Consider the following 26954-nt stretch of genomic DNA (forward strand, 5'->3'; position numbering starts at 1 on the left):
TTTATTCCAAATCGTCGCAATCAAGCGGCTGGGCGGCTAATGTCCATGCACGGAGGTGTATAATAGCACACCTCTCGCACACGCTTTCTTGACATGACACGCCCTATCCGGCTGGAGATTTCCCTCCCGGCCATCCGCCACAATTTCCTATTTACCCGCCAGCACTCGCAGGCCCGCAGCCTGTTCGCCGTGATCAAGGCGAACGCCTACGGCCACGGCGTATTGGACACTGCAAAGGCGTTGGCCGATCTGGCCGACGGTTTTGCCCTGCTCAATATCGAAGACGCGGTGCTGCTGCGCGAGGCGGGCATCGATTGCCCGATCGCGCTGCTGGAAGGCCCGTTCGACGCGGCCGAGGCCGCCGCGATGGCCGACTACCGCCTCGGCGGCGCCGTCCACTCACAACAACAGATGGACTGGCTGGCCAAAGGTTCCGCCGACCGCCCGGTTGAGGTCTGGCTGAAGGTCAACAGCGGCATGAACCGGCTGGGCTTCCGCCCGGAAGAAGCCTCCGCCGCCCAAGCCCGGCTGCGAACGCTGCCGGCCGCGCGGCTGACCGCCATCATGACCCACTTCGCCACCGCCGACGAAGACTACGGCGTGGCCGAGCAATGGAGCCGCTTCGAACCGACGGCCGCCGCCAGCGGCCTGAAAATCTGCGCCGCCAATTCCGCGGCGCTGCTGCGCCACCCGCACACCCATGGCGACATCGGCCGGCCCGGCATCGTGCTATACGGCGCATCGCCGTTCGAGAACGAAACCGGCGCCGACCTCGGCCTGCAACCCGCGATGACGCTGTCGGCCGACATCATCGCCGTGCAGCAGCTGCAGCCCGGCGACGCCATCGGCTACGGCCGCCGCTTCGTCGCCGACCGTCCGATGCGCATCGGCGTGGTCGCCTGCGGCTACGCCGACGGCTATCCGCGCGTGGCCGCCAACGGCGCGCCGGCGGCGATAGACGGCCGACCGTGCCAACTGGTTGGCCGGGTGTCGATGGACATGCTGACCGTGGACATCAGCCACCTGCCCCAGGCCGGCGTCGGCAGCCGGGTGGAACTGTGGGGACCGAACGCGCCGATCGAAAAGGTGGCCGCCGCCGCCGGCACCATCAGCTATGAACTGATGAGCGCGGTGATGCCGCGAGTGCCGCGCGTCGCGCATAGCTGAGGCCGATCAGCAGCAGCGGCGCCAGCACGGCGCCGCCGACATGGGCCGACCACAGCACCGGCTCTCCGCCCGGCCCCAGATTAGGCCACAGCCCCTGCCAGGCCAGGCGCAGCAGCAGCGCCGCCGCCAGCCAAAAGCCGGCGGCCTCGCGTCGCTTCAACCAGGCTAATGCCGCCCACCAGCCATAGACCACGCCCGACGCGCCGAGGAAGGGCTGCGGCTCAGGCAAGGCCAGCTGCTGCAGCGCGATCAGCCAGGGCAGCAACAGCGCCAGCGCGCACAGCGGCCAGGCCGCGCGCCGGCCGCCCAGGCCAACCAGCAACAGCAGGCTGGCGCTGTTCAATGCCGCGTGCCGCCAGTCGGCGTGCACCCAGCTGGCGGTGAAGGCCCGCCACCACTCGCCGCCGGCGGCCGGATCGAACAGCCAGCGCCGCGCCGCTTCGCCCCAAGGCGTCAGCAACGGCAGCAGCGCCGGCAGCACGCTGGCCGGCGGCAGCCTCACTTGCGGCGTCGCCAGGCCAGCAGACCCGCCAGCCCCAGCATGCCCAGGGCCAGCTCATCCGCGCCGGCGATCGGCACCAGTTGCAGGTCGACATACAAGGGATCGTGGTCGGACGAGCGGTAGGCGTCGGGCGCGTAGTAGTTCTGCCGCTGGGCGGCGGACTTGAACTCGCTGCTGTACTCCAGCGCGGTCGGCTCGTCGGCGTTGATGTGCCATTCGCCGGCGGCGGCCACCCATTTCGTCAGCGCGGCGTCGGCCAGCGCGTGGTCGAGGTTGCCGGACTCGCCCTGGTACACATAGGAATAAGCATCCTTCTGGAATCGCGCCAGCAGATTGGACAGGCCGCCATCCTCGAAGACGCGGATCGGATCTTCCTTGGCGTAGGCGTTCATGTCGCCCATCACCAGCAGGCCCTCTTTGGAAGAGGCTCCGCGCTGCTTCGCCCATTTCACCAGATCGCGCGCCGCCTGCACGCGGGTCAGATTGCAATTGCCCTGGCCGTCGCCGGTATCCGCGTCGGGCGCGCCATCCACCTTGACCTGGTCGCAGCTGCTGCCCTTGGACTTCAGATGGTTGACCACCAGCGTCAGTTTCTTGCCGTCGGCGGCGAAAGTCTGCGCCAGGCTGAGGCGGTTCTTGGCCGGATCGCCCACCGTCAGCGCCTTGGCGGCGCCATCGGGCTTCACCCGCGACGGGCGGTAGAGCATGCCGGTGGTGATGGCGTCGGTGCCGATCTTGGGCAGGCCGGGATCGACGAAGCGGTACTGCTTGTCCGCGTCCTGTCCCGCGTTCAGCGCGTCGACCAACTCCTTCACCGCCGATTGCGGCCCGAAGCCGTCGTTCTCCAACTCCATCAGGCCCAGCACGTCGGCGTCCAGCTGGCGGATGGCGCTGACGATCTTGGCCTTCTGCCGCAGGAAGTCGTCGCGGGTCTTGGCGCCGCGCTCGGTCGGAAAGCCGCCGCCCAGGCCGTCGCCGTTGAAGAAATTGAGCACGTTGAAGCTGGCCACCCGCAGCTGGCCGGCCTTGCGCGCCGGAGCCGCCGCGCGGGGATTGGCGGCGGAAACCTGCGGCAGATACAACGGCTGGACGCGGTAGGCGCCGTTGCTGAACGACACCACGCCGGTCAGGCCGTCCAGGCGGTCCCCCACCCGCAGGGTGTTGGCGGCGGACAGGCCGCCCGGCCCCGGCAGCCAGGCGTCGGCGTTCTGCCAGGTCTTGCTGTCGTCCAGCAGCAGGCGGTCGCGCGGATTGGCCGCGCGCAGCGCCTGGGCCTCGGCGCTGCCGGGGCGGTATAGCTGGGTCGGCACCCACTGGCGCGCCTGGCTGGACAGCGCCAGCTCGCCATAGCGGCCGTAGTTGTAGCTGTCGACGACGAACAGCGGCTGCTCGAACTTGACGACCATGCCGGCCAGCGACTCCAGCTGAGCCGCGTCGCCGCTCAAGGGCAGCCGCAGGCTCGCCGGAGCCAGCGCTCCCTGGTAGCCGCACAGCTGCACATCGGCCGCGGCCGATGGCTGCAGCTGGGTCTCGGTGCGCGCGTCGCCCTTGCGGCCGAACTCCAGCACCTTGCCGCGCACGCCGACCACGTCGCCGGCCCTCAGCGCCGGCAAGGCCAGCTTGCCGGTGTAAACGTAGATGCCCTCGGAAGTGGCGGAATCGGCATCCTGGTTCTGCGGCGCTTCCTGGATGAAAAAGCCCACCGGGCCGTCCTTGCCGTACAACAGGCTGCTGACCACGCCCTGCACGGCGACGGTCTTGCCCTGCATCGGGCTTTGCGGGCCATTGCCCTGGACCTGGTGGATGCGCGCGTCGGGCAGACTGCAGGCCGCCTGCGCCTGCAAGCCGGCCAGCGCCAGCGAAGCGGCGATGGCGACGCGGGAAAGGGTGAATGCGGGTATTGTTCTCATCTTTTTGTCATCCTGAGTAGAGGTGCGGCAATTCTATCCACAGATTGATGACATTCAAGTTTATTATTATCGGATAGCAAATTTTTGACACAAAAAATGCCAACCCGTACAGGTTGGCATTTTTGTTGGCTTCAAGACGAAACGATCAGACAACAACCTTCTCGATCGCCGCTGCGATGGCTTTGGCCCAAGTATCGGCCAACGCCTTGTCGTCGGCCTCAACCATCACTCGCACCACCGGCTCGGTGCCCGACGGGCGCAACACCACGCGGCCGCGGCCCTGCAGCGCGGCCTCGGCCTCAGCCAGCGGTGCGGCGGAAGCGCCCTTCCAGTCGCAGCCATTGTGGCGGACATTGATCAGCGTCTGCGGGAACGGCTGCCAGTCGGCGCAGATATCGGCCAGGCCTGTGCCCAGTTGCTGCACCGCCGCCAACACCTGCAGGCTGGAAATGATGCCGTCGCCGGTGCTGTGCTTGTCCAGGCACAGGATGTGGCCGGAGGCTTCGCCGCCCACCTGCCAGCCATCGGCATGCAGCATTTCCAGCACGTAGCGGTCGCCGACCTTGGCTCGGCCGAAAGGCACATCCTGCTTTTGCAGCGCCAGCTCCATCGCCATATTGGTCATCACGGTGCCGACCACGCCGCCCTTCAGTTCGCCGCGTGCGGCGCGGGCCTTGGCGATCACGTAGATCAGCTGGTCGCCGTCGTAGATTCGGCCAGCGGCGTCCACCATGATCAGGCGGTCGCCGTCACCGTCCAGCGCGATGCCGAAGTCGGCCTGATGCTCCAGCACCGCCACCTGCAGCGTCTTGGGATAGGTGGCGCCCACCTTGTCGTTGATGTTGTAGCCGTTGGGCTCGCAGCCGATCTCCACCAGTTCCGCGCCCAGCTCGTGGAATACCTTGGGCGCGATATGGTAGGTGGCGCCGTTGGCGCAATCGACCACCAGCTTCAGCCCTTTCAGGCTGAGCTCGTTGGGGAACGTGCTCTTGCAGAATTCGATGTAGCGCTCGGCGGCGCCGTCGATGCGGCGGGCCCGGCCCAGCTCCAGCGACGGGTTGGTGGCCATCGGCTGTTCCAGCATCGCCTCGATCTCCAGCTCCAGCGCATCGTCCAGCTTGTTGCCGCCTTCGGCGAAGAACTTGATGCCATTATCCTGGAACGGATTGTGGGAAGCGGAGATCATCACGCCGGCCTCCAGCCGCAGCGCGCGGGTCAGGTAGGCGATGCCCGGCGTCGGCAGCGGGCCGGTCAGCAGCACGTTGACGCCGGCGGCGGTGAAACCGGCCTGCAGCGCCGCTTCCAGCATATAACCGGAAATCCGGGTGTCCTTGCCGATCAGCACCGTGGGGCGGCTGTCCTTGTCATGGTTGACCAGCACGCGGCCGGCCGCGTAGCCCAGCTTCATCACGAATTCGGGCGTGATCGGAAACTTGCCGACTTCGCCGCGCACGCCATCGGTGCCGAAATATTTGCGACTCATTCAATATTCTCTGTATCAGTTCAATGCCTTGCCAGGCGCAGTGCCCGCCATTTTGCCATCACCGCCGGGTGGAAAACCAGCGTCAAATCAATAATCCCGCAGCGCCTGCCATAGCTGCAGCGCCTGGCGCGTCGCCTTGACGTCGTGCACGCGGATCACCGCAGCGCCGCGCCGCGCCGACTCCAGCGCCGCGGCGACGCTCGCGCCCAGTCTCTCCGACGGCGCATCCTCGCCGGTGATGGCGCCCAGCATCGATTTGCGCGACAGGCCCACCAGCAACGGCGCGCCGGCGATTTTCTCGACCTCGTCCAAACGCGCGAGCAGCGCCAGATTGTGCTCCAGCGTCTTGCCGAAACCGAAACCGGGATCGACCAGCAACCGCTCGCGGACGATGCCTGCATCCAGGCATAACTGGAGACGGCGTTGCAGATAACCGGCCACCTCGGCCACCACGTCGGCGTACTCGGGCCGGTTCTGCATCGTGTCCGGATTGCCCTGCTTGTGCATCAGGCACACCGCGGCGCGGCTGGCGGCCGCCAGCGGCAGCGCGCCCTCGTCCTCCAGCGCCGACACGTCGTTGATCAGATCCACCGCGCCAAGCCTCAGCGCTTCCCGCATCACCTCGGCGCGACGGGTGTCCAGCGACAGCGGCGCGCCGATGCCGCGCAGCTTCTCCAGCACCGGCATCACCCGCGCCATCTCCTCTTCCGGGCTGACGAAGGGCGCGCCAGGCCGAGTCGATTCGCCGCCGATGTCGAGGATATCCGCCCCCTCGGCCAGCATGGCCTCGGCGCGCCGCAGCGCGTCGTCCACGCGGTTGAAGCGGCCGCCGTCGGAGAAGGAATCCGGCGTGACGTTGAGGATGCCCATCACCAGCGGACGGGACAAGTCGAGCGTGAAGCGCCCGCACAGCAAAGTTTTCATCTTGGTTCTCGTTCCTATGGCCCGGACCTGCGCGACGAAGCGCGGAATGAAAAACCGGGCAAGCCCGCAAAGGCTTGCCCGGTTGAAGAGGATGCGGCGATCAGACTTCCTGGGCCGGGTCCGAGGTGGCCGACGAGGCTGCCGGCTCCTCCGGTTCGGCCGGCTTCTCTTCCGCCTTGGCGGCGAAACCGGAACCCGGCTTCGGCGGACGCGGCGGCTTGCCTTCCATGATGTCGTTGATCTGCTCGGCGTCGATGGTTTCGAATTCCAGCAGCGCGGCGGTCATCGCCTCCACCTTGTCGCGGTTCTCTTCCAGCAGGCGGCGCGCCAGCGCGTACTGCTCGTCGATGATGCGGCGGATCTCGGCGTCGACCTGTTGCAGCGTCGCTTCCGACAGGTTCTTGTGAGTGGTGATGGAACGACCGAGGAAGACTTCGCCCTCGTTTTCGCCGTACACCATCGGACCCAGCTTGTCGGACATGCCGTAGCGGGTGACCATGTCGCGCGCCATCTGCGTCGCGCGCTCGAAGTCGTTGCTGGCGCCGGTGGTCATCTGGTTCATGAACAGCTCTTCGGCGATGCGGCCGCCGAACAGGATGGCCAGACGGTCCATCAGGTAGCCGCGGTCGTAAGCGAAGCGGTCCTGTTCCGGCAGCTGCATGGTCACGCCCAACGCGCGGCCGCGCGGGATGATGGTGACCTTGTGCACCGGATCGGACTTCGGCAGCAGCTTGGCGACGACGGCATGGCCGGACTCGTGGTAGGCGGTGTTCTTCTTCTCCTCCTCGGTCATCACCATGCTGCGGCGCTCGGCGCCCATCATGATCTTGTCCTTGGCGGACTCCAGGTCTTCCATGTCCACCAGGCGCTTGTTGCGGCGGGCGGCGAACAGGGCGGCCTCGTTGATCAGGTTGGCGAGGTCGGCGCCGGAGAAGCCCGGCGTGCCGCGCGCGATCACCTCGGCGTTGACGTCGGCGGCGATCGGCACCTTGCGCATGTGCACGTTCAGGATCTGCTCGCGGCCGCGGATGTCCGGCAGCGGCACCACCACCTGGCGGTCGAAGCGGCCCGGGCGCTGCAGCGCCGGGTCCAGCACGTCCGGACGGTTGGTGGCGGCGATCACGATCACCGTGGAATTGGTGTCGAAGCCGTCCATTTCCACCAGCAGCTGGTTCAGCGTCTGCTCGCGCTCGTCGTTGCCGCCGCCGAGACCGGCGCCACGCTGACGGCCGACCGCGTCGATCTCGTCGATGAAGATGATGCACGGCGAGTTCTTCTTGGCCTGCTCGAACATGTCGCGCACACGGGCCGCGCCCACGCCGACGAACATTTCGACAAAGTCCGAGCCGGAGATGCTGAAGAACGGCACCTTGGCCTCGCCGGCGATGGCCTTGGCCAGCAGCGTCTTGCCGGTGCCGGGAGAGCCGGCCAGCAGGATGCCGCGCGGGATGCGGCCGCCCAGGCTCTGGTAGCGGGAAGGATCGCGCAGATAGTCGACGATCTCCTTCACCTCTTCCTTGGCCTCGTCGCAACCCGCCACGTCGGCGAACACCACGGTGTTGGCGTCCTGATCCAGCATGCGCGCCTTGCTCTTGCCGAACGAGAACGCGCCGCCCTTGCCGCCGCCCTGCATCTGGCGCATGAAGAACACCCACACGCCGATCAAGAGCAGCATCGGGAACCAGCTGATGAAGATGCTCATCAGCATGGACGGCTCTTCTTCCGGCTTGGCGGAGAAGCGCACGTTGTTCTTGATCAGGTCGTCGACCAACTGCGGGTCATACGGCGCGAAGGTGGAGAAAGCGGTGCCGTCGGTCAGCTTGCCTTTCAGCCACTGGCCGCGCAGCGGATGTCCTTCTATGGTCAGGGATTGCACCTTGCCCGACTCGACGTCGCTGACGAACTGCGAGTATTCGAGCTGGTTCTGGGTGTCCTGGCGCTTGTTGAACTGATTGAAGACGGTCATCAGAACCAAGCCGATGATCACCCAGATGGCGATGTTTTTGCCGATATTGTTCACGAGTAGCGGACTCCTCTGTGCCCTGACTTTTTGGTTGCTTGTATTGAATGGCTACGATTGTACGCTGCGCGCCCTTTTATGTCAGCGGCGGCCCTTGCCCAGCAGATAGATTTCACTGGAACGGTCCCGCGACGCCTTGGGCTTGCGCGTCACCACCTCGTCGAACAGCTCTCGCATGGACTTGAGATAGGATTGAAAATCGCTCCCCTGGAACACTTTGACGAGAAAATGTCCGCCGGGTTTCAAATGATCGCGCGCAAATTCCAACGCCAGCTCGCATAACAGGAAACTCCTGGCCTGGTCGATGGCGCTCATGCCTGACATATTGGGCGCCATATCGGAAATTACAAGGTCGAGCTCGCGTCCGCCCAGCAATTGCTCGAATTCACGCAAAACCTCTTCCTCGCGGAAGTCGCCCTGGATGAAATCGACGCCCGGCACCGGATCCATCTCCAGGATGTCCAGCGCGAACACCTTGCCCGAATCGCCGACGATGCGCGCGGCCACCTGCGACCAGCTGCCCGGCGTGGAGCCCAGGTCCGCCAGCACGGTGCCGGGGCGGATCAGCTTGTCCTTGTCGTTGATTTCCAGCAGCTTGTAGGCTGCGCGGGCGCGGTAGCCGTCCTTCTGCGCCATGTTCACATAGGGATCGTTGACGTGCTCCTGCAACCAGCTGTTGCTGCTCTTGCTTCTTGCCATACGCGGCGGTGCTTTCTGTCGGTTCAATCGTCAGGATAGCCGATACGCGCCGGGCGGCGCGCTATCCTGTTGTTTTTCGGTTATTTCAGCCCCAAACTTTGGGCCTGGGGCCAAATTCTAGTAGAATCGCGTTTTGCTTTGAATTCCATGTTTCCATGAAAATTGACATCAAGCCGTTTCAGCGCAAGTACCTGCAGGGTCTGGCGCACGGCATCGACCCGGTGGTGATGATCGGCAACAACGGCCTGACCGAGGCCGTGGTGCGCGAAATCGCCATCAGCCTGGACGCCCACGAGTTGATCAAGGTCCGCGTGCAAGGCGACGACCGCGACGCCCGCATCGCCATGTTCGAGCAGATCTGCGACGAGCTGGGCTGCGCTCCGGTGCAGCACATCGGCAAGCTGCTGGTTCTGTGGCGCCCCAGCGACAAGGCGCGCATCGCGCTGCCGAAGAACAAGCAGGCGATGAAGGACTGAGTCCTCCCGCCCGGCAGATGAAAAAAGCGGTGGCCTTGCCACCGCTTTTTTATTGTTCCGTCACTCGCTGCGCCAGATATAGGCGAGGCCGAGCACGCTCTGCACCAGGTAAATCAGGCTGGAAATCGCGTGCCAGGTGGCGAAGCCGCCGCCGAACAGCCCTTCCGCCGCGTGGTTCATCTGCTGCTTCAGGGTGACGATGATGGGCGCGACGCCGAACTGGTTGATCAGCGTGCAGGCCAGCATGCCGACGATCAGCCAGAACGCGCCCTGCTTCAAACCATTCACGCCATTGCGCCACACCTGGTCGACCAGCAGGAACACCCCGCACACCAGCCCGACCCAGGCGATGGCCGCGAACAGCCGCCCCGCCACCATACCGGCGGTGACCGCGTCCAGAGACTTGAACAGCACCGGGGCCACGATCAGCCCGATCACCCACAAACCGCCAATCCACAAGGTCTTGGCCACTGCACGCAAGCCGTCCATTTCCACCCCCATGCTCGGCAACAGACGCGGCCGATGAAAAACGCGCGGTCAATGCCGCGCGGTCCGGATCAGATGTATTTGACGTCGAGCACTTCGTACTCGCGGATGCCGCCCGGGGCCACCACTTCGGCCACGTCGCCGGCTTCCTTGCCGATCAGCGCGCGCGAGATCGGCGAGTTCACCGATACCTTGCACACCTTGATGTCGGCTTCGTCGTCGCCGACGATCTGGTAGGTGACGTTCTCTTCGGTTTCCAGATCCATCAGGTCGACGGTCGCGCCGAACACCACGCGGCCGTCGGCGTCCAGTTCGGCCGGATTGATGATCACGGCGTTGGACAGCTTGCCTTCCAGCTCGGCGATGCGGCCTTCGACGAAGGCCTGGCGTTCCTTGGCCGCGTCGTACTCGGCATTTTCAGACAGGTCGCCATGCGAGCGAGCCTCGGCGATCGCCTCGATCACCGACGGACGCTCCACGCTCTTCAGGCGTTGCAGTTCTTCCTTCAGAAGCTCGGCGCCGCGTACAGTCAACGGGACTTTGATCATTACAGTATTCTCCACAGGCGGTTGTCCGCCTTCATCAAAAGCACAAGCCGCCGTACGGGACGGCGGCTTGCGCGAGCGGGTTTGAGCGGAATTGTAACGGCAAATCGCTTCCGCATCAAAGCCTACCGGTGCCTGCTCTCCATCAGCCGGCGATCTGCGCGTGCAGCTGCTGCACGCTGTACACATCGAAGGACTCGGCGTGCTTCATGCCCACGCACACCGCCTTGGCGGCGGACAGCGTGGTGTATTGCGGCACGCGCGCCTGCAGCGCGGAGCGGCGGATCGAGTGGCTGTCCTGGATCGCTGTGCGCTTCTCGTCCACGGTGTTGATCACCAGATCCACTTCGCCGTTCTTGATCATGTCGACGATGTGCGGACGGCCTTCGTTCACCTTGTTGACCACCTGCACGATCAGGCCGGCCTCGGTCAGATGCTTGGCGGTGCCGCGGGTGCAGCAGACGCCAAAGCCCAGCCGCTGCAGTTCGCGCGCCACATCGACCGCGCCGTTCTTGTCGCCGTCGCGCACCGACAGGAACACCTTGCCGGTCTTGGGCAGACGGTCGCCCGCGCCCAGCTGCGCCTTGACGTAGGCTTCGGCGAAGGTCTTGCCCACGCCCATCACCTCGCCGGTGGACTTCATTTCCGGCCCCAGGATGGTATCGACGCCCGGGAACTTGATGAAGGGGAACACCGCTTCCTTCACTGCGTAGAACGGCGGGATCACCTCCTTGGTGAAGCCTTGCTCGACCAGGCTGATGCCTGCCATCGCGCGGGCGGCGATCTTGGCCAGCGGCGCCGAGGTCACCTTGGACACGAAAGGCACGGTGCGCGAGGCGCGCGGATTCACTTCCAGCACGTAGATGGTGTCACCCTGGATCGCGAACTGCACGTTCATCAGGCCGACCACGTTCAGCGCGCGGGCCATCGCTTCGGTCTGGCGGCGGATTTCGTCCTGCAGCGCCGGGAACAGGCTGTACGCCGGCAGCGAGCAGGCGGAGTCGCCGGAGTGGACGCCGGCCTGCTCCACGTGCTGCATGATGCCGCCGATCACCACGTTTTCGCCATCGGACACGCAGTCCACGTCGACTTCGATCGCGTCGTTGAGGAAGCGGTCCAGCAGCACCGGGCTATCGTTGGACACCTTCACCGCCTCGCGCATATAGCGCTCCAGATCGGCCGGCTCGTGGACGATTTCCATCGCGCGGCCGCCCAATACGTAGGACGGGCGCACCACCAGCGGATAGCCGATTTCCTCGGCCAGCTTCATCGCCTCTGCCGGCGCGCGCGCGGTGCGGTTCGGCGGCTGCTTCAGGCCCAGCTCGTTCAGCAGCTTCTGGAAGCGCTCGCGGTCTTCGGCGGCGTCGATCATGTCCGGCGTGGTGCCGATGATGGGCACGCCGTTGGCCTCCAGCGCGCGCGCCAGCTTCAGCGGAGTCTGGCCGCCGTACTGCACGATGACGCCGAACGGCTTCTCGATGCGGCAGATTTCCAGCACGTCTTCCAGCGTCAGCGGCTCGAAATACAGGCGGTCGGAGGTGTCATAGTCGGTGGACACGGTTTCCGGATTGCAGTTGACCATGATGGTCTCGAAGCCGGATTCGCGCAGGCTCAATGCCGCGTGCACGCAGCAGTAGTCGAACTCGATGCCCTGGCCGATCCGGTTGGGGCCGCCGCCCAGCACCATCACCTTCTTGCGGTCGGACGGATTGGACTCGCACTCCTCCTCGTAGGTGGAGTACATGTAGGCGGTATTGGTGGCGAATTCGGCGGCGCAGGTGTCGACGCGCTTGTACACCGGGTGCAGGTTCACGCTCCAGCGCTTGGCGCGCACGGCGGCTTGGTCAGAGCCCAGCAACTCGCCCAGGCGGCGGTCGGAGAATCCCTTGCGCTTCAGGCGGCGCAGTTCGCTGTACTCCATGTCCTCGATCTTGCGGCCGGCCAGCGCCTTTTCCTCGCCGACGATGTCTTCGATCTGAGCCAGGAACCACGGGTCGATCTTGCTGACCGCGTGGATGTCGTCGCGGCTCATGCCGATGCGGTACGCGTCGGCCACATACAGGATGCGTTCCGGTCCCGGCGCGCCCAGTTCGTGGCGGATGGCGGCTTCGTCGGTGGTGACCGAGTCGAAGCCGGACAAGCCGGTCTCCAGGCCGCGCAGGGCTTTCTGCATCGACTCCTGCAGCGTGCGGCCCATGGCCATCACCTCGCCCACCGACTTCATCTGGGTGGTCAGGCGGTCGTCGGCCTGCGGGAATTTTTCAAACGCGAAACGCGGGATCTTGGTGACCACGTAGTCGATCGACGGCTCGAACGAGGCCGGGGTGGCGCCGCCGGTGATGTCGTTCTTCAGCTCGTCCAGCGTGAAGCCGACGGCCAGCTTGGCGGCGATCTTGGCGATCGGGAAGCCGGTGGCCTTGGACGCCAGCGCCGACGAACGCGACACGCGCGGGTTCATCTCGATGACGATCATCTCGCCGGTGGCCGGATTGGTGGCGAACTGCACGTTGGAGCCGCCGGTATCCACGCCGATCTCGCGCAGCACCGCCAAGGAGGCGTTGCGCATGATCTGGTATTCCTTGTCGGTCAGCGTCTGCGCCGGCGCCACGGTGATGGAGTCGCCGGTGTGCACGCCCATCGGATCGAAGTTTTCGATCGAACAGATGATGATGCAGTTGTCGTTCTTGTCGCGAACGACTTCCATCTCGTATTCCTTCCAACCCAGCACCGACTGCTCGATCAGCAGCTCATGAGTGGGGGAAGCCTCGAAGCCGCGCTCGCAGATCGCCAGGAATTCTTCCTTGTTGTAGGCGATGCCGCCGCCCGAGCCGCCCATGGTGAACGACGGGCGGATCAGCGTCGGGAAGCCGACTTTGGTCTGCGCGTCCAGCGACTCTTCCATGGTGTGGCAGACGAAGGACAGCGGGCAGGACAGGCCGATCTTGGCCATCGCCTCCTTGAAGCGGCCGCGGTCTTCCGCCTTGTCGATGGCGTCTTCGGTGGCGCCGATCAACTCGACCTTGTACTTTTCCAGCACCCCGTGCTTGGCCAAGTCGAGCGCGCAGTTCAGCGCGGTCTGGCCACCCATGGTCGGCAGAATGGCGTCCGGGCGCTCCTTGGCGATGATCTTTTCCACCACCGGCCAGCTGATGGGCTCGATGTAGGTGACGTCGGCCATGTCCGGATCGGTCATGATGGTTGCGGGGTTGGAGTTGACCAGGATGACTTTATAGCCTTCCTCGCGCAGCGCCTTGCAGGCCTGGGCGCCGGAGTAGTCGAACTCGCAGGCCTGGCCGATGACGATCGGGCCGGCGCCAATGATCAGAATGCTTTTGATGTCGGTACGCTTTGGCATGGCTTCTACTCTTTGATGACTTGTATTTTTCCGGCCGCGCCCCCTCCCCGGCGGCGCGGCATGTTTACTCTCGACCTTACAGGCTGGCCGCGGCCAGCTTGGCGCCGAACCCGACGAAAACCGCTCCCACCGAGCCGCCCAGCGCCGCCGTCAGCTTGCGGCGGCGGCGGAAGGCCGCGGCCAGCTTGTTGCCCAGCAGGATCAGCATCGACAAGTTGGCGATGCTGCAGCACTGGACGATGGCGCCCAGCGCGGCGAAGGTGACGGCTGGGTGCGGATAGGCCGGATCGACGAACTGCACGAAGAACGACACGAAGAACAAGATGGCCTTCGGGTTCATCAGGCTGATCAGCAGCGCCTTGCGATACGGATGGCCGCCGGACAGCGCCGACGCCTTGGCCGGCGATTCGTCGCCGCGGCGCGCTCGGCGCCAGGCCAGGATGCCGGACTTCAGCATATTGACGCCCAGCCAGGCCAGATAGCCGCCGCCGATGTACTTGACCACCGCGAACAGCGCCGGGTTGGCCTGCAGCAAGCCAGCCGCGCCGGTGGCCGCCAGCGTCATCAGGATGAAGTCGCCGCTGACCACGCCGCCCGCGGCCGCGAAGCCCGCGCGCTTGCCGCGCTGCGCTGCCACCGACAGCACGTACATGGCGTTCGGCCCCGGCAGCAGGATCACGATCAGCGTGCCGATCAGGTAGGTGGTAAGGTCGGTAATGCCCAACATGATTCGACCCCGCCTTACTGCCGTTCCGCCATCGCCGCGATGAAGCGGTCGAACAGATAGGCCACGTCCTCCGGCCCCGGGCTCGCTTCCGGGTGGCCCTGGAACGAGAATGCCGGGCGGTCGGTCAGCGCGATGCCCTGCACCGTGCCGTCGAACAGCGAGCGGTGGGTGACGCGGACATTGGCCGGCAGGCTGGTCTCATCCACCTGGAAACCGTGGTTCTGGCTGGTGATCATCACGCGGCCGCTGTCCAGATCCTGCACCGGATGGTTGGCGCCGTGGTGGCCGAACTTCATCTTGGAGGTCTGCGCGCCGGCAGCCAGGCCCAGGAGCTGATGGCCCAGGCAGATGCCGAACACCGGCAGCTTGGTTTCCAGGATCTTGCCGATGGCCTTGATGGCGTAATCGCACGGTTCCGGATCGCCGGGGCCGTTGGACAGGAACACGCCGTGCGGATTCAGCGCCAGCACATCCTCAGCCGGCGTCTGCGCCGGGACGATGGTCAACTGGCAACCGCGCTCGGCCAGCATGCGCAGGATGTTGTGCTTGACGCCGAAGTCGTAGGCCACGACGTGGAAACGGGTGGACGCCTGGATCTGATAACCCGCGCCCAGCTTCCATTGCTTCTCGGTCCAGGCGTACGGTTTCTGGCAGCTGACGACCTTGGCCAGATCCTGGCCGGCCATGCTGCCGAAGCCGCGCGCCAGCTCCAGAGCCTTGGCCTCGTCGATGTCGCCGGCCATGATGCAGCCGGCCTGGGCGCCCTTCTCGCGCAGGATGCGGGTCAGCTTGCGGGTATCGATATCGGCGATCGCCACCACCTTGTGCTTCTTCAGGTAATCGGACAGCGAGTCTTCGGCGCGGAAGTTGCTGTGCAAGAGCGGCAGATCGCGGATGATCAGCCCTGATGCAAAAACGGCGCGGGATTCGGTGTCTTCCGAATTCGCGCCGACGTTGCCGATGTGCGGATAAGTGAGTGTGACGATCTGCCTGGTATAAGAGGGATCCGTCAGGATCTCCTGGTAACCGGTGATGGCGGTATTGAATACCACCTCGCCGACCGTGTGGCCGGCGGCACCGATAGCACTACCTCTGAAAAGCGTGCCGTCAGCCAAGACAAGGATTGCGGGGAGGTTTGACACTGGCTGGCTCCTGTTGCATTGCTCGGGCGCTTACACAAAAACCGGCTGAGCCGGTTTCGTTTGTACACCCTGGGATTTTCAAAATTCTTATGTGAATAACGGGACTCGGCGCCTGCGCCTGTCCCGTTTGGTTAAACCTTTCTATAGTACCGCGCATTTTTCACTTGCACAATACGACAGGCGCCATTTTTCAAAAAAACGTCACATGCCCGGCTTCACCTGCCAGCTGACGCTGGTCGGGCCCGCCGGCTGGCCCAGCATCAGCATCAGGGGCTTCAACGCGTCGTATTTGTCCTGCGGGCTGTCCGCGGTGCCTGCCATGTGGAAAGCGCCGCCAGCCGGCAACGCGCCCTGGCCGCTGAGCATCAGCGGCCCTTCCAGCGTGGACAGGTTCAGGTTCAGCCCCTGGCCCGTGCCGGCGACATCCAGCTGGTAGCTGCCGAACGGCAGCACCGTGGTCAGCGGCGACGAAGCGCCGCGCCAAGCGATCTGCACCGCGCCGCTGACGTCCTTGCCCTGGCGCGCCAGTTGCGGAATATTCAGCTGCAGCTCGCCGCCCAGCCGCGCCGCCTGCCAGGTTTTGGACAGATCGGCCAGCGCCGCCACCGGCAGCGACAAGGCCAGCCCCCTGACTTCCTGCTTGCCGAAGCCCAGCTGCAGCATGCCGGGCTGGCCGGCGCTGTCCAGATGCCAGACCAGCAGGCCGGACAACAAGGCCTTGGGCTGCCATTTCCACGCCAGCGGACTCATGCTGCGCACTTCGCCGGCCTTCCCCAGGTAAACCAGCTTCGCGCCGCCGTCCCAGACCGTGCCCCTGGCCTCGCTGACGCCCCAGTGCCCGTCGCTGTAGCGCGACACCGGCCAGGACAGCCAGCTGGCCGGCAGCGACGACAACAGGCCGGCCAACAGCAGCGCGGCCGCGCCCAGCCATTTCAAGATCCGCTGTCTCATGCCGCCGCTCCCGCGTGCGCCAGCAGCGCCTTGATCTTCACCTGCCCCGGCACCGGCTGCGCCTCAGCCTTGACGTTGACCACCCGCACCTGCTGCTGCGCGGCCAGGATGCCGACGAAACGCACCCAGTCGTCGAAGCCGACCACGCCCTCCATCGACACGCCGGAATCGCCGTCGGCGTTGAACTGCAGCCCGGCCACCGACAGCCCCTGGCTCTTGGCCGTCTGCTGCAGCAGCGGAATCAGCTCCTTGGCCGGCAGCGGCGTCTGCGCCGGCTGGCGCTTGAGCTTGGCGGCTTCATCGGCCAATGCGCTCACCGCGCCCAGTTCGGCCTGCAGCCGCGCGACCGAGGCGCGGTTGCGCTGCAGGGACGAGCTGGCCGGCTCCCATACCGCCAGATAGAGCAGCGTCGCGCCCAGCACCGCGGCCATCGCCGCCAGCAGCCGCTGCTCGCGCGGGCTGCGCTGGCTCCAGTACTCGAGAAATTGTTGCTTGTAGGCTTTCATCGTCACGGCTCCCGCGCCACCACCAATTGCTTGCTGCCGGGCTGGCTGCTCGTCGCGTCCAGCATGATCTGCCGCGCCGCCAGCAGCTTGCGCCAGCGCGCCAGGCTTTCCGCCGGCACCTCGGCCACCTGCAGCTTGAGCCTGCCGGCTTCGTATTCCAGCGTCCGCACTTGCAGCTCGCGTCCGCTGACCGCCGCCAGCGCGCCCATCAGCTCCACCAGATCGTCGCGCGCCGGTTGGCCGTGGCTCAGCCTGAGCTTGTCTACTGCCCGCGTCATCGCCAGCGCGCTGCTGCCCGGTTGCGCCTGGCCGCCTATCCACGGCGTGGCCGCCGCTCGGATCTGCTGCGACAGGCTGTGCTTGCGCCACGCGTACCAACCGGACTGGCCCAGGGTCAGCGCGATCTGCGCGATCAGCAGCCCGCCCAGCAGCCAGCCGGTCTTCTTCAGCGACGGCGCCCAGTCGCGCCAGTAGCGGTTGGCGGCGAGATCGCCCTGGGCGAAGTCGTAACCCGGGTGGTGGCGGCCGCTGCGCCAATCGTGCGCGTCGCCGCGCGCGGCCTCGCCTTGCCAGCCGGGCAGATGGGCCAGCACCTCGTCGGCGCTGTCCACCCCGTGCAAACGCAGCCGCGCCGGCTGCGTCGCCGCCAGCAGCGAGGCGAACAGGGCGTGCTCCATCTGCCCTCCCGCCCGCGGCAGGCTGGCCGCGTACGGCGCGGCGGCGCGCACCATCCAGCGGTCGGCCAGGCGGGTCACGCTCCAGCCGTCCGCCGGCGGCGGCGCGAGCAGGCATTCCTCGGGCACGATGCGGTCGCACAGCCGGCCCAGATTCTTGAGCATGGCCACCGCGCGCCGCAGGCCGGCGGCCTCGGTGACCGCCACCGCGCGCCGGCCGCCGGCCAGCGCCTCGCCCAGCGCGTAAAGATTGGCGCCGGGATCGTTGGCCAGCCCCTCCTCCAGCGCGAAACCCATCACGGCCGGCGTCGGCTGCTTGACCGCGTCCGGCAGCTTCACGTCGGTGAACAGCGTGCGGCCGGCCGGCAGCACCAGCTCGCACTGGTCTGCCTTGGGCCAGCCGCCGGGCGCGCTGTCTCCCTGGGCGGAGAGCTCGCCGCGGGCGTTCAGCAGGGCCCAGGGCAGGCCGGGCTCGCTATCGGGCCAGCCCGGACGCAGATAGAGTCGCAGCGTCGTCATGTTTGTCTCCACCTGGCCGCGCCTGCTGGCTGCGGCCATTGTTGCCTTCTTGTCGCCAAACCAGTTTGACGATGTTCTGATTGCTGTAAATCATCGCCCGCATCGACAGCCTGGCCTTGCCGTAGCCGGCCCGGCTGTCCAGCAGGAAATAAGAGGATCCGGCGCCGATGTCCACGTCGGGAAAGACGAAGCCGCCGCCCGGCAGCCTCGCCTTGAAATCATTGGCGTCCTTGTAATAATTGGTCTGCCGCTGCTTCATCAGCACCATCAGGTTGCCGTCGCCCATGCCGGGCAGCATCGCCTTCAGCACCTCGCCGGTCGCGGTGTTGACGTTGATCTGCGTCACCGACGGCGGCAGCGCCGCGATGTGCGGCAGAAGCTTTTCCATCACCTCGGGCGTGTAGCCCGGCAGCCAGCGCAGCATCTCCACCCGGGGCAGCGGGCGGTTGGGCTGCGGCGCCGCGGCCGCGCCGTCGCCGCTCGGCTTGTCGTCCTCGTCCTTGCCGCCGCGCAGCTCCTTCAGCAACGGCTCGGACAGCTTGCCCGGCAAGCCCAGCGAACTCAGCAGCCGCTTGTAGAATTTCAGCTGTTTGGCGTTGGTCTGGCCGTTTAGCACCAGCGAGTTGATGTTGAAGCGGCCCTGCAGGTCCTCCAGCGCGCCGCTCACCTTCACGCCCTGCGCCTCGGTCTGCGGCAAGGGCTGCGCCCACAGCTGCGACAGCGCCACCACGCCGTTGCCGGCCGGGCCGTTGTTGAAACGCAGGATTTCCATCGCCCAGCCCAGGCCGGCGTCGGCCACCAGCCGCAGCTGGGCTCGGTTCTTGTCGTTTTCCAGCTGATGCCACCACAAGCCCTGCTGCCACAGCACCAGGCTGGCCGCGGTGGTGGCCAGCGCGACGATCAGCAGCGCCATGATCACCGCCATGCCGGATTGCCGCCGCCTCATGGCAACACCCATATCCGCCGCGCCTGCTGCTTGCCCGGCATCTTCACCCGCATCTCCAGCGCCCGAGGCGCCCGTCCCTGGGCCGCGTCGCCCATCGGCCACGCCTCCTGCCAGCTGCCGTCGTTGAGCAATACCCGCCAATCGACGCGCATGTCGCGCCCCAGCAGCGCATAAACGATGGGTGACGCGCCGCCGGCGTCTCCGGCCGACCAGCTGACTCCGCCCTCGCCGCTCTGGTAGACGATGCGCTCCCGTCCGCTGGGGTAGCGGGTGGACACCGCCTCCAGCATCAGCGCCTGGCCCTTGCCGTCCTGCTGCAGCACCAGGCTGCTGACGCCCAGCGTCAGCCCTTGCTGCTGCTCGGCCGCATTGGCCGCCGGCTGCTGGCCTCCCAGATCGCTTTCCAGCCGGCGGAAGGCGCGCGCCACGTCCACCCACTGCTCGCCGGTCTGCATCAGCCGCTCGCGGGCGATCAGCAGCGAGCCGAAAGCCTTGTAGCCCATCACCGACAGGATGGCCAACAGGCTCATCGCAACCAGGATTTCCAGCAGCGTCATGCCGCCCTGCCGCCGCGCGCTCAACCGCCGCCTCCCGCCTGCTGCCGCAGGTAGCCGGTCATCTCAGCCAGCACGTAATGGCCGGCGCCGGGCGCCAGGATGCGCACCGTCACCTTGCGGAAATTGGGATTGGGCGTCGGCGAGATTTCGCGCTCCCAGCGCCATTCGACGCCGTCTTCCTTGCTTTCTCCGGCCTGCTGTCCCGGCTCCGGAAACTGCCGCAGCGCCTGCAGCATCGCGATCTGGTTCTGCGCCTCCCAGTTGGCCTGCATCCGGCGCTCCATGCCTTCCGCGTTGTCGGCGGCGAGGCCGGTGGCGCGCAGCAGCGCGCCCAGCGCCACCGCGATGATGGCGAGCGCGACCAATACTTCGAACAGGGTGAAGCCTTGCTGCCGCTTCATGAGCCGTCCGCCACCGTCACCCGGCCCAGCGGCGACTGCAGCACGCTCAGCCGCCGGCCCGCGCCGTCCAGCCTGAGCGCCAACGCCGCGGCGCGGCCGTCCTGCCACAGCAGCAGCGGCCGGTCGCCCTTCCAGGGCTTGCCGTCCTGCAGCGCGCCCTCTCCCGATATGCCTTCCGGCCATTCGTGCGCGGCCAGCAGCTCCTCGGTCACCGGCTGCCATTCGCCGTCGTCGTCCAGCCGGCTGAAGGCGTAGCCCTTGCCGTTCCAGCTGAGCGCCAGCGTGTCGCCCATCTCGGCCAGGTCGCCTGCCTGCTCCAGCACGCGCGCGAAGCGGTAGCCCTCGTCATTCAGCTGGCGATGGGTGTCCGGCCTCAGGCTGAGCGTGACGGTAGTGGCGAGCACGCCGATGATCAGCATCACCACCATCACCTCGATCAGCGTGAAGCCGCGCGCGCGCGCGGCGGAAGTCACGTTGCCTCTCTCCGGGCCCGGCTTACTTGCCGCTGTCCCAGTTGCCGATGTCGGCGTCGTTGTTCTCGCCGCCCGGCTCGCCGTCGGCGCCGAAGCTCCAGATGTCGATCTCGCCATGGGTGCCCGGATTGGCGTACTGGTAGGCGTTGCCCCACGGATCCTTGGGCAGGCGCTCCAGGTAGCCGCCCGGCTTCCAGTTCTTAGGCTCCGGCGCGGCGGTAGGCTTCTGCACCAGCGCCGACAGGCCCTGGTCGGAGCTTGGATAGCGGCCGTTGTCCAGCCGGTACAGCTTCAGCGCCTGGCTGATGGCGCCGATGTCCTGCTTGGCGGCGACGATGCGCGCCTCGTCCGGGCGGCTCATCACCTTGGGCACCACCAGCGCGGCCAGCACGCCGAGGATGACGATCACGACCATGATCTCGATCAGGGTGAAACCGCGCTGGGCGGTGCGTTTCAACTGTTTCATCGCTTCTCCATCATTTGATCCGGCGGCGCTTGGCCATGCCGGGTTGCTTCCAATTGCCGAACTTCCGTCACAGCCCAGGCAGGATCTCATCCTCCCGGACTTCACATCATCTTGTCCTGATCGATTGCCTGCTGCAGCAGCGTTTGCAGCGCATCGACGCGGCGGCGCAAGTTGCTGCACTCGCGGGCGCAGGCCAAGGAGACAACAAAACCCACATAAGCGATCGCCGACAGCGCGGCCAGCCAACCCTGTCCGGCATATGCCCAGACTGTGCCAGCCATCGCCGCGGCCCCCGCGCCGACAAACAGCAGCAGCCACCACGCCGCCGCCTTGGGCTGGCGCGCCGCCAGCGTTTCCCTGGCTTTTGCCTCCGCGGCGACGCCGTCCAGCAATTTCCGGTATTGGCGGCTGGTGATCGGGTCCGCGTCCAACATCTTGTCTTTCGCCATAGGCACGGCTCAGTGCACCATCTGGTTCATGTCGATGATGGGCATCATGATGGCCAGTACGATCAACAGCACCATGCCGCCCATCACCAGGATCAGCAGCGGCTCCATCAGCGTGGTGAAGGTGGCCAGCTTGCGCTCCACCTCCTGCTCCTGCTGCTGGGCGGCGCGGTCCAGCATGTGGGACAGCGTGCCGCTGGCCTCGCCGCTGGAAATCAGGTGGATCAATACCGGCGGAAACTGGCGGGTGGCGTTCAGCGCGCGCGACAGCGACACGCCCTCGCGCACCTTGGCCATCGCGTCGGCCACCGCGTCCTGCATCGGCAGCATGGTCATCAGACCGCGCGCGGTTTCCAGCGCGGTCAGCAACGGCACGCCGGAGCCGACCAGGATGGACAGGGTGCTGGCCATCCGCGCGGTGTTCAGCGCGCGGAACAGCCGGCCGAACACCGGCAGCTTCAGCACCCGAGCGTGGAAACGCCGCTTCAGCGCCGGCGCGCGCAAGGCGCGGACGATCAAAACCGCCGCCGCGGCGATGCCGATCAGCATGACCACGCCCCACTGGCGCAGGAAATCGCTGCAGGCCACCAGCGCGCGGGTCAGGAAGGGCAAGGTCTGCTTGGTCTGGGCGAACACGCTGACCACCTGCGGCACCACGTAGCTCATCAGGCCGCCCACCACCAGGATGGCGACCAGCGTCACCACCGCCGGATAGGCCAGCGCCAGCGTCACCTTTTGTTGGGTGTTCTGCCGCTTGTCCAGGTACTCCGCCAGCCGCGACATCACCATGTCGAGATGGCCGGATTGTTCACCGGCCTGCACCAGCGAACGATACAGCGGCGAGAACACGCCGGGCGCCGACGACAGCGCCTGGGCGAAGCCCTTGCCTTCCAGGATGTCGCTGCGCAAGGCCGCCAGCACGGTGCGGCTGCGGGCGTTTTCCGACTGCTCGGTGACGGCGGTCAGCGCCTTCTCCAGCGTCAGGCCGGCGTTGAGCAGCGTCGACAGCTGTTCGGTGATCATCACCAGCTCGGCGCGCGGCAGACCACGGCGCAGCACATTGCTGCCGGCGCCGCCGGTCTTGGCGTTGACGCTGTCCACCGTCACCGGCAGCAGGCCGCGCTCTCTGAGCTGCCCGCGCGCGGCGCGGGCGGAATCCGCCTCCAACAGGCCGCTCTGCTCCTTGCCCGCCGCGTCGTAAGCGGTGTATTTGAAGGCCGCCATCAGCTCCTCGTCACCCGCAGGATTTCTTCCAGGCTGGTCTCGCCGGCCTTGACCCAGCGCATGCCGTCGTCGCGCAGGCTGCGCATGCCGTGGCGGCCGGCGTGGTCGCGCAGCCGGTGTTCGGAGGCGCGGTCGTGGATCAGCCGCTGCATGGTGTCATCGATCAGCATCAGCTCATAGATGCCGTAACGGCCCTTGTAGCCGGACTGGCTGCAGGCCGGGCAACCGACCGGACGGTAATGCACCGTCTCCGGCGCGTCGTCCAACGGCACCGGATGCGGCGCCTTGCATTGCGGGCAGACGCGCCGCACCAGCCGCTGCGCCATCACGCCCAGCAGGCTGGAGGCCAGCAGGAAGGGCTCGACGCCCATGTCGGTGAGGCGGGTCACCGCGCTGGCGGCGTCGTTGGTGTGCAGCGTGGCCAGCACCAGGTGGCCGGTCAGCGATGCCTGCACCGCGATCTGCGCGGTTTCCAGGTCGCGGATCTCGCCTATCATCACCACGTCCGGGTCCTGGCGCAGGATCGCGCGCAGCGCCTTGGCGAAAGTCATGTCGATGCGGGCGTTGACCTGGGTCTGGCCGACGCCGTCCAGGTGGTACTCCACCGGGTCTTCCACCGTCATGATGTTGGTGTGGGCCGAGTCCAGCCGCGACAGCGCCGCGTACAGCGTGGTGGTCTTGCCTGAGCCGGTGGGGCCGGTGACCAGCAGGATGCCGTGCGGCTGGCGGATCAGCGTGTCCACCGAGGCCAGCGTGTCGGCGGCCATGCCCAGCGTGGCCAGGTCAAGCTTGGCGTTTTCCTTGTCCAAGAGACGCAGCACCACCCGCTCGCCGTGGCTGGTGGGCAATGTCGACACCCGCACATCCACCGGCCGGCCGCCCAGGCGCAGCGAGATGCGGCCGTCCTGCGGAATGCGCTTCTCGGCGATGTCGAGGTTGGCCATGATCTTGATCCGCGACACCATCGCCGCGTGCAGCGCGCGATGCGGGCTGACCACGTCGCGCAACGTGCCGTCCAGGCGGAAACGGACGGTGGAGCGATCCTCGAAGGCCTCGATGTGGATGTCGGACGCGCCGTCGCGCAGCGCCTGGGTCAGCAGCGCGTTGATCATGCGGATGATGGGCGCGTCGCCCTCGCTTTCCAGCAGGTCCTCCACCGTCGGCAAGGACTCCACCATCTGGTTCAGGTCCATGTCCTGGCCGATGTCGTCCACCATCTCCGCCGCCGCTCCGTCGCGGCTGGCGTAGTGCTCGGACAGGCGCTTCTCGAACTGGGAGGCCGTCAGCGTCTCCACGCCCGACAGCTCGCCGCCATGCACCCGCAGCGCCTCGGCCCAGGCCGCCGGCTTGGCGTCCTCTCGCAGCAGCAGCACCCGGCCGACCTCGCCGTCCAGCAGGATGACCCCGTTGGCGCGGGCGAAGGGAAAGGGCAGCAGCGTCGCGAACTTGGCTTGCATCATTGCTTGGCCTTGGCGTTGTCTTCCGACTTGTTCAGCGCATCCAGCGCGTTCAGCGCGCCGTGGATGCTGCCGGCTGCCGGCGCCTTCAACTGGTCATTCAAATCCAGCGGCAGCTTGCGTCCCGCATTCCGCGTCGCGTCGTCCATCACGTAGCCGTAGCGCTCGCCGGCCACCGCGCGGTTGCCGATCTCGTCGCGGATGATGGTGGGGCGGATGAAGATCATCAGGTTGGTCTTCTTTCGCTCCTTGCCCTGGTACTTGAACAGGTTGCCGATGACCGGAATGTCGCCCAGCAGCGGCACCTTGTCCTCGGCGTTGCTCGTGGTTTCCTGGGTCAAGCCGCCCAGCGCCACCAGACCGCCATCGCCGACCGTCACCACCGTGTCCAGCGTGCGGCGGTTGAAGGTGGGGCCCGCCGCCGCATTCAGCGTGGTGGCGTCGATGGAGTCGGCCGCCTGGCTGATCTTCATGCGGATGGTGCCGCCTTCGGAGATCTGCGGCGTGATCTTCAGGCCGAAGCCCACCGTCTTGCGGTCATACGTGTTGTAAGGCGCGTTGGAGGTACCGCTGGAACCCGCCGGATAGGAGGCGCTAAGCACCCCGATCTCCTGGCCGATCACGATCTTGGCTTCCTCGTTGTCCATCGTCACCAGCTGCGGGCTGGCCACCAGATTGCCTTGCGCCTCCTGCTCCAAAGCCTGGGCCAGCAGGCCCAGCGTCGGGATCTGCTGCCCGCCCACCGTGATGGTGTTGATGATGGCTGCGGTCAGGCCGCCGCCGGTCAGGCTGTTGACCAGGCCCGACAGCGGCGAGGTCGGCGTCGTGCCGCCGCCGCCCGCCACCAGCGGCTGAGACGGACTGGGCAGGCTGTTTCCGATCAGGCCGTTGCCATGCACGTTCGCCGCCCACTGCACGCCGATCTTGGTGGTGCGGTTGGCCGTCACCTCCATCACCAGCGCTTCGACATAAACCTGGGCCCGGCGCTTGTCCAGCAGGTCGATCACATTGCGCAGATTCTGGTACATCGGATCCGGCACGTTGAGGATCAGCGCGTTGCTGTTGCTGTCGGCCTGGATCATCGTGCCGACGCCGGCGCCGGACGGCGCGGAAGACGAGGACGAGGAGGCCGCCGCGGCCGCCCCGGCGTCCGGCGACGACACCGGATTCTGGGCCGAAGCGCCGCTGCCGCTGCCGGCACCGGTGGAGGAAGGCATCAGGCTCGCGCTGCCTCCGGTAGATGTCGCGGTATTGATCGTGCTGCGCGTCTGCACCGGGCTGCCCTCGCTGGCCAGCAGCAGTCGCAGCGTCTTGGCCACCTCGGACGCCTGGGCGTTCTTCAGGTAGACCACCCGCACATTGGAGCCGGCCTGGCTGGGCTGATCCAGCACCTTGAGCAGGCTCTTGACCTTGCCGATCTTGCCCGGTGTGTCGGCGCGCACCATCAGCACATTGGCGCGCGCGTCGGCCAGGATGGTGGTTTTGCCGCCGTCGGCGCCGCCTTCCTGCATCAGCTTGTTCAGCGAGTTGGCCAGCTCCACTGCGGAGCCGAACAGCACCGGAATCACCACGGTGTCGCCCGCCGCCGCCGACTCCACCGATTCGATGATGGATTCGATGCGCTGGATGTTGTCGGCGTAGTCGGTGACGATCAGCGCGTTGGACTGCGGATAGGCGGCCACCGTGTTGTTGGGCGACACCAGCGGCCGTATCACCGGCACCAGCTGGTTGGCGTTGCTGTTTTTCAGCGCGAATACCTTGGTGATCAGCCGGTCGCCGTCGCCGCGCGGAATGCCCTTGCTCGCCTTGGCGTGCAGCTTGGCGTCCGCCTCCGGCACGATCTTGATCACGCCGTTGCCCTCCACCGCGGAAAATCCCTGCAGGCGCAGCGACGACAGCAGCACCTGGTAGGACAGCGCGCGCGGCACCGGCCGGCTGGAAACAATGTTGACCGTGCCCTTGACGCGCGGATCGATGATGAAGTTCTTGCCGCTGATCTCGCCTATCGCCTTGACCACGGTTTCGATGTCGGCGTTGACGAAGTTGAGCATGACCGTATCGTTTTGCGGCGCGGCGAGCAGATTGCAACTGTAAACCAGGGCCAGGGCGGCGACGAGCTTGGAAATTCGCATTGCACTCTCTTATTGGCGAATCATCGCGGCGGGATCCACCGCGGGTTGAGGCTGGGCATCGGGTACGGCGTTCTGGCCCGGAACCGGAATGGGTATCGCGCCGGGCATGGGCTGGGCCGGCTGCATGGAGGGAGGCTGCGACGGCGCGGATTGCTGCATGTCGCCGCCGCCACTCTGGCGCTGCAGCGGAACGAACTGTTCGTTGCCGCCGGAACGCAAGGTGACGCCGTTGGGCGCGACCTTGACCAGCTCCCAGCCGTCAGGCGTCTGCTTGCCCTGCAACAGCGGCTCGGGGTGGCCGTTGCTGTCGATGATGGCGAAGCCCTGCACGCCGTCGCGGCTGGGCGCGTACACGCCCAACAGCCGGACCGGCGGCAAAGCCGCCACCGGCTGCTGCGGTGCCTCGCCGAACCAGTGCCCCTGCGCGGCGGCGGCCGCGGCGGCCTGCGGCTGGGCCGGCGCCAGATCGCGGTAGCTGGGCGCGGAAGGCGCGAGCAGCGCGCTCAATTGCTGGCCCAGCCAGAAAGCGGCCAGTCCCAGCGCCGCGGCGGGCAGGGCCTTGTGCCACTGCCGGCCCGGCAGCCGCCAGCGGCTGAAGTCCAGCTTGCGGCGCATGATTGTCTTGTCCCCTGAAACCATCGGCCTTCCGTATCGTAAATTTGCTGAGCGACTGTCACTGCAGGCACGCTAGATTAAGCAGCAAGAGGACGATTTTGCAATAGGCAGTCTGAATATTTGATGACAGATGAAAATTTAGTCATCGTTA

26 protein-coding genes are annotated in these 26954 nt (G+C 66.4%); 2 read left to right on the forward strand and 24 right to left on the reverse strand.

The features are described from left to right. Positions 1 to 93 precede the first annotated feature (93 nt). A complete protein-coding gene (gene alr, locus ACX17K_RS09050; protein ID WP_493774526.1) occupies positions 94 to 1167 on the forward strand; it encodes an alanine racemase in 1074 nt (357 codons plus the stop codon). Here the strand turns inward: alr and ACX17K_RS09055 are convergent. The 6 genes from ACX17K_RS09055 to rlmE form a co-directional block, all read right to left on the reverse strand. Then, complete coding sequence (locus ACX17K_RS09055) at positions 1109 to 1669, reverse strand: rhomboid family intramembrane serine protease (RefSeq protein WP_493774527.1); 561 nt, start codon at positions 1667 to 1669, stop codon at positions 1109 to 1111. The two genes, alr and ACX17K_RS09055, sit on opposite strands and share 59 nt — an antisense overlap. Then, entirely contained in the window at positions 1666 to 3579 is a 1914-nt protein-coding gene (locus ACX17K_RS09060; RefSeq protein WP_493774528.1) for an ExeM/NucH family extracellular endonuclease, read from the reverse strand. Before ACX17K_RS09060 ends, ACX17K_RS09055 begins: the two co-directional genes overlap by 4 nt. Positions 3580 to 3724: 145 nt before the next feature. Beyond that, entirely contained in the window at positions 3725 to 5062 is a 1338-nt protein-coding gene (gene glmM, locus ACX17K_RS09065; RefSeq protein WP_493774529.1) for a phosphoglucosamine mutase, read from the reverse strand. 87 nt (positions 5063 to 5149) lie between these two features. Beyond that, on the reverse strand, positions 5150 to 5986 hold the full coding sequence (gene folP, locus ACX17K_RS09070) for a dihydropteroate synthase (protein WP_493774530.1): 837 nt from the start codon (positions 5984 to 5986) through the stop codon (positions 5150 to 5152). Positions 5987 to 6086: 100 nt separating this feature from the next. Beyond that, positions 6087 to 8006 carry an ATP-dependent zinc metalloprotease FtsH gene (gene ftsH, locus ACX17K_RS09075; protein WP_493774531.1) on the reverse strand — a complete coding sequence of 640 codons (1920 nt, stop codon included), beginning with the start codon at positions 8004 to 8006 and terminating at the stop codon, positions 6087 to 6089. Positions 8007 to 8087: 81 nt separating this feature from the next. Then, positions 8088 to 8705, reverse strand: coding sequence for a 23S rRNA (uridine(2552)-2'-O)-methyltransferase RlmE (gene rlmE, locus ACX17K_RS09080; protein ID WP_493774532.1), 618 nt, complete (start codon positions 8703 to 8705; stop codon positions 8088 to 8090). Between the two features lie 155 nt (positions 8706 to 8860). Between rlmE and ACX17K_RS09085 the strand changes: the two genes are divergently transcribed. Then, positions 8861 to 9181 (forward strand): YhbY family RNA-binding protein, encoded by a 321-nt coding sequence (locus ACX17K_RS09085; protein ID WP_346194831.1) that lies wholly within the window; start codon positions 8861 to 8863, stop codon positions 9179 to 9181. 60 nt (positions 9182 to 9241) lie between these two features. On the opposite strand, the gene ACX17K_RS09090 is transcribed toward ACX17K_RS09085, so the two are convergent. The 18 genes from ACX17K_RS09090 to ACX17K_RS09175 all read right to left on the reverse strand — a co-directional run bounded on the left by ACX17K_RS09090 (position 9242) and on the right by ACX17K_RS09175 (position 26803). Next, positions 9242 to 9670 (reverse strand): DUF4149 domain-containing protein, encoded by a 429-nt coding sequence (locus ACX17K_RS09090; protein WP_166439741.1) that lies wholly within the window; start codon positions 9668 to 9670, stop codon positions 9242 to 9244. 68 nt (positions 9671 to 9738) lie between these two features. Further along, positions 9739 to 10215, reverse strand: a complete 477-nt coding sequence (greA, locus tag ACX17K_RS09095; protein ID WP_166439742.1) for a transcription elongation factor GreA — start codon at positions 10213 to 10215, stop codon at positions 9739 to 9741. A gap of 142 nt (positions 10216 to 10357) precedes the next feature. Then, positions 10358 to 13567: a carbamoyl-phosphate synthase large subunit gene (gene carB / locus ACX17K_RS09100; protein ID WP_493774533.1), complete on the reverse strand. Its 3210-nt coding sequence runs from the start codon at positions 13565 to 13567 to the stop codon at positions 10358 to 10360. Positions 13568 to 13643: 76 nt separating this feature from the next. Then, the gene (leuE, locus tag ACX17K_RS09105) at positions 13644 to 14294 is read right to left on the reverse strand and encodes a leucine efflux protein LeuE (RefSeq protein WP_493774534.1); all 651 of its coding nucleotides are present in this window, start codon (positions 14292 to 14294) and stop codon (positions 13644 to 13646) included. 14 nt (positions 14295 to 14308) lie between these two features. Continuing rightward, entirely contained in the window at positions 14309 to 15436 is a 1128-nt protein-coding gene (gene carA, locus ACX17K_RS09110) for a glutamine-hydrolyzing carbamoyl-phosphate synthase small subunit (protein ID WP_493774535.1), read from the reverse strand. A 201-nt stretch (positions 15437 to 15637) separates the two neighbouring features. After that, positions 15638 to 16387, reverse strand: a complete 750-nt coding sequence (locus ACX17K_RS09115) for a type II secretion system protein N (protein ID WP_493774536.1) — start codon at positions 16385 to 16387, stop codon at positions 15638 to 15640. Further along, positions 16384 to 16893 carry a type II secretion system protein M gene (locus tag ACX17K_RS09120; RefSeq protein ID WP_052717299.1) on the reverse strand — a complete coding sequence of 170 codons (510 nt, stop codon included), beginning with the start codon at positions 16891 to 16893 and terminating at the stop codon, positions 16384 to 16386. The genes ACX17K_RS09115 and ACX17K_RS09120 overlap by 4 nt, the downstream gene beginning before the upstream one ends. Positions 16894 to 16895: 2 nt before the next feature. Next, on the reverse strand, positions 16896 to 18086 hold the full coding sequence (gene gspL, locus ACX17K_RS09125; RefSeq protein ID WP_493774537.1) for a type II secretion system protein GspL: 1191 nt from the start codon (positions 18084 to 18086) through the stop codon (positions 16896 to 16898). After that, entirely contained in the window at positions 18043 to 19032 is a 990-nt protein-coding gene (gene gspK / locus ACX17K_RS09130) for a type II secretion system minor pseudopilin GspK (RefSeq protein WP_493774538.1), read from the reverse strand. The genes gspL and gspK overlap by 44 nt, the downstream gene beginning before the upstream one ends. Next, positions 19029 to 19613 (reverse strand): type II secretion system protein GspJ, encoded by a 585-nt coding sequence (locus tag ACX17K_RS09135; RefSeq protein WP_493774539.1) that lies wholly within the window; start codon positions 19611 to 19613, stop codon positions 19029 to 19031. The genes gspK and ACX17K_RS09135 overlap by 4 nt, the downstream gene beginning before the upstream one ends. Beyond that, a complete protein-coding gene (gene gspI / locus ACX17K_RS09140) occupies positions 19610 to 19990 on the reverse strand; it encodes a type II secretion system minor pseudopilin GspI (protein WP_021478712.1) in 381 nt (126 codons plus the stop codon). The genes ACX17K_RS09135 and gspI overlap by 4 nt, the downstream gene beginning before the upstream one ends. After that, positions 19987 to 20463: a prepilin-type N-terminal cleavage/methylation domain-containing protein gene (locus tag ACX17K_RS09145; RefSeq protein ID WP_021478711.1), complete on the reverse strand. Its 477-nt coding sequence runs from the start codon at positions 20461 to 20463 to the stop codon at positions 19987 to 19989. Before ACX17K_RS09145 ends, gspI begins: the two co-directional genes overlap by 4 nt. A 22-nt stretch (positions 20464 to 20485) precedes the next feature. Further along, a complete protein-coding gene (gene gspG, locus ACX17K_RS09150; RefSeq protein ID WP_493774540.1) occupies positions 20486 to 20929 on the reverse strand; it encodes a type II secretion system major pseudopilin GspG in 444 nt (147 codons plus the stop codon). A 101-nt stretch (positions 20930 to 21030) separates the two neighbouring features. Beyond that, entirely contained in the window at positions 21031 to 21363 is a 333-nt protein-coding gene (locus tag ACX17K_RS09155) for a hypothetical protein (RefSeq protein ID WP_493774541.1), read from the reverse strand. Positions 21364 to 21387: 24 nt separating this feature from the next. Then, positions 21388 to 22599 (reverse strand): type II secretion system inner membrane protein GspF, encoded by a 1212-nt coding sequence (gene gspF / locus ACX17K_RS09160; RefSeq protein ID WP_493774542.1) that lies wholly within the window; start codon positions 22597 to 22599, stop codon positions 21388 to 21390. Continuing rightward, entirely contained in the window at positions 22599 to 24059 is a 1461-nt protein-coding gene (gene gspE / locus ACX17K_RS09165) for a type II secretion system ATPase GspE (RefSeq protein ID WP_031296890.1), read from the reverse strand. The genes gspF and gspE overlap by 1 nt, the downstream gene beginning before the upstream one ends. Further along, positions 24056 to 26188, reverse strand: a complete 2133-nt coding sequence (gspD, locus tag ACX17K_RS09170; RefSeq protein ID WP_493774543.1) for a type II secretion system secretin GspD — start codon at positions 26186 to 26188, stop codon at positions 24056 to 24058. Before gspD ends, gspE begins: the two co-directional genes overlap by 4 nt. A 9-nt stretch (positions 26189 to 26197) precedes the next feature. Continuing rightward, the gene (locus tag ACX17K_RS09175) at positions 26198 to 26803 is read right to left on the reverse strand and encodes a type II secretion system protein N (RefSeq protein ID WP_493774544.1); all 606 of its coding nucleotides are present in this window, start codon (positions 26801 to 26803) and stop codon (positions 26198 to 26200) included. Positions 26804 to 26954 lie beyond the last annotated feature (151 nt).

The organism is Chromobacterium sp. INPA-IVC, from assembly GCF_059047085.1.

Coding starts and splice junctions, on each gene's coding strand:
- greA (WP_166439742.1), bottom strand. CDS start 10,215: ATGATCAAAGTCCCGTTGACTGTACGCGGCGCCGAGCTTCTGAAGGAA.
- folP (WP_493774530.1), bottom strand. CDS start 5,986: ATGAAAACTTTGCTGTGCGGGCGCTTCACGCTCGACTTGTCCCGTCCG.
- alr (WP_493774526.1), top strand. CDS start 94: ATGACACGCCCTATCCGGCTGGAGATTTCCCTCCCGGCCATCCGCCAC.
- gspL (WP_493774537.1), bottom strand. CDS start 18,086: ATGACGACGCTGCGACTCTATCTGCGTCCGGGCTGGCCCGATAGCGAG.
- ACX17K_RS09060 (WP_493774528.1), bottom strand. CDS start 3,579: ATGAGAACAATACCCGCATTCACCCTTTCCCGCGTCGCCATCGCCGCT.
- gspD (WP_493774543.1), bottom strand. CDS start 26,188: ATGCGAATTTCCAAGCTCGTCGCCGCCCTGGCCCTGGTTTACAGTTGC.
- ACX17K_RS09115 (WP_493774536.1), bottom strand. CDS start 16,387: ATGAGACAGCGGATCTTGAAATGGCTGGGCGCGGCCGCGCTGCTGTTG.
- gspK (WP_493774538.1), bottom strand. CDS start 19,032: ATGAGGCGGCGGCAATCCGGCATGGCGGTGATCATGGCGCTGCTGATC.
- gspF (WP_493774542.1), bottom strand. CDS start 22,599: ATGGCGGCCTTCAAATACACCGCTTACGACGCGGCGGGCAAGGAGCAG.
- gspG (WP_493774540.1), bottom strand. CDS start 20,929: ATGAAACAGTTGAAACGCACCGCCCAGCGCGGTTTCACCCTGATCGAG.
- ACX17K_RS09085 (WP_346194831.1), top strand. CDS start 8,861: ATGAAAATTGACATCAAGCCGTTTCAGCGCAAGTACCTGCAGGGTCTG.
- glmM (WP_493774529.1), bottom strand. CDS start 5,062: ATGAGTCGCAAATATTTCGGCACCGATGGCGTGCGCGGCGAAGTCGGC.
- ACX17K_RS09175 (WP_493774544.1), bottom strand. CDS start 26,803: ATGCGCCGCAAGCTGGACTTCAGCCGCTGGCGGCTGCCGGGCCGGCAG.
- ACX17K_RS09120 (WP_052717299.1), bottom strand. CDS start 16,893: ATGAAAGCCTACAAGCAACAATTTCTCGAGTACTGGAGCCAGCGCAGC.
- leuE (WP_493774534.1), bottom strand. CDS start 14,294: ATGTTGGGCATTACCGACCTTACCACCTACCTGATCGGCACGCTGATC.
- rlmE (WP_493774532.1), bottom strand. CDS start 8,705: ATGGCAAGAAGCAAGAGCAGCAACAGCTGGTTGCAGGAGCACGTCAAC.
- gspI (WP_021478712.1), bottom strand. CDS start 19,990: ATGAAGCGGCAGCAAGGCTTCACCCTGTTCGAAGTATTGGTCGCGCTC.
- ACX17K_RS09090 (WP_166439741.1), bottom strand. CDS start 9,670: ATGGACGGCTTGCGTGCAGTGGCCAAGACCTTGTGGATTGGCGGTTTG.
- ACX17K_RS09155 (WP_493774541.1), bottom strand. CDS start 21,363: ATGTTGGACGCGGACCCGATCACCAGCCGCCAATACCGGAAATTGCTG.
- gspE (WP_031296890.1), bottom strand. CDS start 24,059: ATGATGCAAGCCAAGTTCGCGACGCTGCTGCCCTTTCCCTTCGCCCGC.
- carB (WP_493774533.1), bottom strand. CDS start 13,567: ATGCCAAAGCGTACCGACATCAAAAGCATTCTGATCATTGGCGCCGGC.